Genomic DNA, 3,878 nt, shown 5'->3' with positions numbered 1-3,878 from the left:
GGCCAGGAGCTTGCCCGACAGCGTCGACAGGATGACGCCCTTGCCGGAATAGCCATGCGCGAAATAGACCTCGCCATAGTGCCCGACATGCGGCAGCCTGGATGTCGTCACCGACACCAGCCCGCCCCAGGCGTGATCGATGCGGCAGCCCTGAAGTTGCGGGAAGGTGGCTTCCATATGCGGCCGCACGAAGCCGGCGATATCGGCCGGCGGTGACGGCGTGTAGCGCTCGCCGCCGCCGAACAGCAGCCGGCCGTCCGCCGACATCCGGTAATAGTTGACGACGAAGCGTGTGTCGGACACCGCGACATTGGCCGGGATGACATTGCGCTTGCCCTCCAGCGGCTCGGTGGCGACGATGTAGTTGCCAACCGGCATGATGCGGCTGTTGACGCGCGGCTCCAGCCCATCGAGCAGAGCGTCACCGGCCAGCACGACATGTTTTGCACGCACCGATCCCTTTGCCGTCGAGATCCGGATCGAAGGCTCACGCTCCAGCTTCACCGCCACCGAATTCTCATGGATGACGACGCCGGCAGCAATCGCCGCGCGGGCAAGGCCGAGCGTGTAGTTCAGCGGATGCATGTGGCCGCCGAGCGGCTCATACATCGCGCCATGATAGGGTGTGTCGACCTTGGCTCGGGCTTCCGCCGCCGACAGGATTTCGGCGTGCGGGAACTTCATCACCGTAGCCAGGCACTCGACCTCTTCCTCGAGATCCTTGAGGTCGGAACCGTTGACCGCGCCGACCAGATGGCCGGTCAGCCTGAGATCGCAATCGATGGCATGGCGCTCGATGATGTCGAGCACCAGCCCACGCGCCTCGAACGCAAGATCGAACAGCACCTTTGCCCGCTCCGGCCCGTAGAGCTTGACCAGGCCCTTGGCGCCCTTGCGCAGGCCGGGGATCATCTGGCCGCCATTGCGGCCCGACGCCCCCCAACCGATCTTGCCGCCTTCGAGCAGCACCACCTTCAACCCGCGCTCGGCGGCGTGAAGGGCGGCCGACAGGCCGGTGCAGCCGCCGCCGACGACAACCAGGTCGGTGTCGACGTCGCCGACCAGCGCCGGATGGTCCGGCGCCGGATTGGCGGTGGCGACATAATAGGATTTTGCGATATCGAGGCCCGAATTGAAGCCCGTTGAACTGGAAGCCATGATCACACCTTCAGCAGAAGGGGGGCGCGTTCCCAGCTCGTCAACACGCCCTGGAACAGGTCGAGCTCGACGCTCTTTACGCGCAGATAAGTCTGGAAGAAATCCTCGCCGAGCAGTTCCCGCACCGGGCCGCAAGCCTCGAAACGATCGAGCGCCTCCTCCATCGTCTTCGGCAGCGTGCTCTTGATCTTGTAGGCATTGCCCGACGCCTCGGGCGAGCGCGCCAGTTTCTGCTCGACGCCGAGATAGCCGGCAAGCAGCGAGCCGGCGATCGCCAGGTAAGGATTGGAATCCGCGCCCGGAAGCCGGTTCTCCACCCGCCGCGCGGCGCGGCCGCCGGCCGGCACGCGCAGGCCGCAGGAGCGGTTGTCATGCGACCATTCGATGTTGGCCGGCGCGCTGTGGTTCGGCCTGATGCGGCGGAACGAGTTCACGTTGGGCGCGAACAGCGGCATGATTTCGGGGACATATTTCTGCAGGCCGCCGATGAAGTGGCCAAACATTGCGGTGTCGGCATCGTCGCTGCCGGCAAACAAAGTCCTGCCGGCCTCGTCGATGACCGACATGTGCAGATGCATGGAGCTGCCGGCCTGTGCGGCGATCGGCTTGGCCATGAAGGTGGCGTGCATGCCGCTTTGCTGCGCGGCCTGGCGCGTCAGCCGCTTGAACAGCAGCACCTTGTCGGCCAGCGGCAGCGCATCGCCATGCAGGAAGTTGATCTCCAACTGCGCGGTTCCCGACTCATGGATCAGCGTGTCGAGCGGCAGGCCGGCCGCCGCCGCATAATCGTAAATGCGGCGGATCACCGGCTCGAACTCCTCGAGCCCGGCCATATCGTAGGGATGCTGCACGGTCTCGGCGCGGCCATTGGCGCCGACCGGGGCGGTCAGCGGACGGTCCGGATCCGGATTGGGCGCGGTGAGATAGAATTCCACCTCGGGCGCCACCACCGCCCGCCAGCCGCGCTTGGCGTAGAGGTCGAGCACGGCCCTGAGCACATGGCGCGGCGAGGCCATCCAGGGCCGGCCGTCCATATGGAAGGCATCGGCAAAGACATAGGCCTTGCCGGGAGCGGCACCCGGCGCCAGGCAGAGCGTCGATACATCAGGCACCATGCGCATGTCCGGATCCGAATAGGCAAAACCCTCGTCGATCGAGCCGGAATAGCGGCCGTCGATGCTGACCAGGAAAGCGCTGCTCGGCAGATAGAGCGCGCGGTCTTCAAGCGCCTGGAGGAATTTGGCCGTCGGCAAGGCCTTGCCGCGCAGGACGCCGTTCATGTCGGGCACCAGGCACTCGACTTCGTTGATGCCGTGCCGGGCCAGCCAGGCCTTGGCATCGTTGCCGCTGGAGAGCGAGATGTTCGTGTTGTTGTCAGGCATTTTCGTTCAAATCCGTATCAGAGAGAGTATGGCTTGCGCGGCCGCATCCGTTCCGGGTTTCAGCGCCATTTGGGCTGCATTGTCCTTGAGGCGGGCGCGCATGGCATCGTCGGCCAGCAGGCCGAGAATGGCTTTCTCCAACACTCCTTCGGTCCAGCCGTCACGGCCGATATGGTCGCCGGTGCCGGTCTCTTCGGCGCGTTGCGCGTTGTCGTGTCCATCCCAGCAATAGGGCATGATCAGCGACGGCACGCCGAAGCGCAGCGCTTCGCAAAAACTGTTGTTGCCGCCGTGATGGATGAACAGATCCGACTTCGCCACCACCGAGGGCTGCGGAAACCAGGCGTCGAGATAGACATTGTCCGGCACCGCGCGGTAAGCGTCGCGCAGGCCGCCGGCATTGACGATGAAGCGCGCCGGCAGCCTGTCGAACACCACCAGCATGCGCTCGATCAGGCCGACATCCATGGCACCCAGGCTGCCGAAGCTGACATAGACCAGCGGCCCGCCATTGCGCGGGAACACCGGCACCTCGAACGGCCCTTCAGAACGCACGCAGCCCTCGAGATAGACGAAGCGCGCGGGGTCGAGCGGCTCGGCACGCTCGCGGCGCACGATCGTCGGCGTCAGCAGCAGGTTGAGATCGGGCGACGTCTCGAGGAACTGACCCTTCGGCAGCGGCCCCAGTCCGGCATCCGCCCGGAAGCGGTTGAAGCGGTCATGCGCCGGCGCGCAAGCCGCCAGATACCTGGCCTCGAACGCCGCGCGTTGCGGGTCGTCCACGCCAAGCCCCGACAGATAGGGCGGCACATTGGCGTCCGGCAGCTCGGTCTCGGCGCAGGAGACGACGCGCACCCACGGACAGCCGGCGGCGGCGATCGCCGGGAACATGATGACATTGTCGAGCACCACGGCATCCGGCTTGAGCCGTGCCAGCAATTGGCGCAGCGGCGCCTCGGCATTGACCGCGGTGTCGACGATGGCCTGCCAGGTCGGAGCGACATAGGTCTCAAGCTGGTCGATCGGGCTCAGCCTGAAATGCGGCAGGTGCCGGCGCACGAAAGCCTGCCAGTAGCTCTGACGTTGGCTCTCGCTCAGCGGCTCGTCGGTTGGCAACTGGTATTCCTGGAAACCATAGTCGGCAAAGACGCCGGAGAAACCGGCATGGCAGATGAAGACGGGCCGGGCGCCTTTCGCACGCAGCGCCTGCGCGATGCCGACGCAATTCAACGCCGCGCCGAAGCTTGCTTCGGGAAACAGCGCGATGGTCGGGCTGGCTTTACGCGTCAATTAATCCTCGTCATTCCGGCCGGCTGATCGTGCCGAACAGCGCGGGAG

3 protein-coding genes are annotated in these 3,878 nt (G+C 65.5%); all 3 read right to left on the bottom strand.

The window, feature by feature from the left end; genetic code table 11:
- Positions 1 to 1,158 (bottom strand): FAD-binding oxidoreductase (locus tag EN884_RS28770; RefSeq protein ID WP_164895204.1); only part of this gene is annotated, 1,158 nt, incomplete at its 3' end.
- A gap of 2 nt (positions 1,159 to 1,160) precedes the next feature.
- Positions 1,161 to 2,540 (bottom strand): glutamine synthetase family protein, encoded by a 1,380-nt coding sequence (locus EN884_RS28765; protein ID WP_128360877.1) that lies wholly within the window; start codon positions 2,538 to 2,540, stop codon positions 1,161 to 1,163.
- Positions 2,541 to 2,546: 6 nt separating this feature from the next.
- On the bottom strand, positions 2,547 to 3,830 hold the full coding sequence (locus tag EN884_RS28760) for a glycosyltransferase (protein WP_013528948.1): 1,284 nt from the start codon (positions 3,828 to 3,830) through the stop codon (positions 2,547 to 2,549).
- Positions 3,831 to 3,878: the final 48 nt, after the last annotated feature.

The sequence above is a fragment of the Mesorhizobium sp. M7A.F.Ca.AU.001.01.1.1 genome (genome assembly GCF_004022735.1).
Classification (GTDB): Bacteria; Pseudomonadota; Alphaproteobacteria; order Rhizobiales; family Rhizobiaceae; genus Mesorhizobium; species Mesorhizobium ciceri.
The sequence above is the reverse complement of the archived record's forward strand: the minus strand, read 5'-3'. Positions and strand labels throughout refer to the sequence as shown.

Excerpts from the sequence above, each read along its gene's own strand:
- EN884_RS28765 (WP_128360877.1), bottom strand. The coding sequence starts at position 2,540 with ATGCCTGACAACAACACGAACATCTCGCTCTCCAGCGGCAACGATGCC.